1 protein-coding gene is annotated in these 1,568 nt (G+C 66.8%); it reads left to right on the top strand.

Features of this window, described 5'->3' with window-relative positions; genetic code table 11:
- Positions 1 to 169 precede the first annotated feature (169 nt).
- Entirely contained in the window at positions 170 to 1,231 is a 1,062-nt protein-coding gene (locus CRP51_RS27970) for a tetratricopeptide repeat protein (RefSeq protein WP_170970712.1), read from the top strand.
- Positions 1,232 to 1,568: the final 337 nt, after the last annotated feature.

A 1,568-nucleotide genomic window follows, 5' to 3' on the forward strand; every position in this document is an offset into this window, starting at 1 on the left:
GCCTAACCGGTCGAGGGAGGGCACCACCAGGGTGTCGCCGGGCCGGAGGTAGTCGAGGCACGTCATCGGCGTCCTCCTCTGCTTCGCACACGATGTCTGCTGGATAGATCACGATCAAGAACTGAAGGGCCGGGAACAAGTGGTGCCACGGAAGGTCAGCAGGATGCCGATGCCCAGTGTGGACAGTGGGCTCTTTGTGCTCGCGCTCACCCTTGCAGCCGGCAAGCCCGGGACCCCGGAAAATACCGAGATGATCGCCCGGTACGCCGACGAGATGCTCGCAGTGGGCAACACCGCGGAGGCCGTCGACTGGTACTCGCGGATTGTCGAGGGCGGTGAGTCAGAACTCGGCCCGCAGGCGGCACTGCAGATCGGCGTGGCGCTGGTGGACGACGACAACGAGGCCTCCCAGGCGGCGTTGCGCTATGCGGCCGAGCACGGCACCGGCCAGGTGGCGGAGGTCGCGGCACGTAACCTCCAAGTGATTGCCGACCACGGCATCGTTGCCCGGACGGCACCTGCCACGCTGGAGGAAGTCGTCGGGCTTGCGGCGCTCGGGCGGGGCAGGATATGGGCGGCGGCGAACGATCTGCAGGGAGCCATCGAGGCATTCGATTTCGCGGCCGGGTCACCGGTCTCCGACGTTGCCGCCGAAGGGCTGACCCTCCTGGGCTCGGCGCTGATGATGGGCGGCGATCAGGACGCGGCCGTGGAGGTCCTCAACCGGGCTATGGCGTCCGGGCACCGCAGATTCGGCGCGATGGCGGCGGTCGACCTGGCCATGATCCTGGTCGACCGCGACGAGCGTGACCGTGCTTCCATCCTGCTCCGCCCGGCGCGGGACGGTGATCTGGCCGGGACGATGGCGGCGGTGAACCTCGGGGTCATGCTCGCGCGATTCCTCGGCGACCTGGACGGCGGCATCACCGCACTGCGCACGGCGGCCCAGGACCAGGTCCCGCTGATCGCCGCGGGTGGGCTGTTCAACCTGGCGACGCTTCTGGAGGAGAATGGGGATCGGACTGGGGCCGAGCAGGCGTACCGGGACGCGGCCGAATTGCGTCAGCCGATGTTCAGCGGCAAGGCTGCGCTGAACCTCGCGCTGCTGGTGAGCAGGCGGATGGACACCGTAGGCGAGCGCGCTGCCTACCAGCTCGCGGCCGAGGTCGGCAACCCCAACGAGCAGGCCCAGGCCCGCAAGATGCTCGTCCTTTTGGGCGGTTTGGTCTAGCGGTGTTCAGGTACCTGCGCCTCGTCGACACCAACGCCCGACCGCAGGCGATGTCCTCACGAACCTCAACTCAGGCTTCCGGAGCAGGACATGCGGCTCGAAGGGCGCTTGTCCCAGCTCATCGTGCAGGGGTGCGGCATCGCCACGCACGCATCTCTGAACGTAAATGCCGCAACTGACGGGGATCACCTTGCCAACATGATCCCCTCGGACAGGCCCTAATGGGTAGGCCGAACTACCAGGAAACTGCGAGACCGAGTTCACCCTACATAGCCTCCCTCAATGCCGTCACTCTGTGTATCCGCAAGCGGAGGGGACCTACCCAACAACACCCCCA

The organism is Streptomyces zhaozhouensis, assembly GCF_900230195.1.
Classification (GTDB): domain Bacteria; phylum Actinomycetota; class Actinomycetes; order Streptomycetales; family Streptomycetaceae; genus Streptomyces; species Streptomyces zhaozhouensis.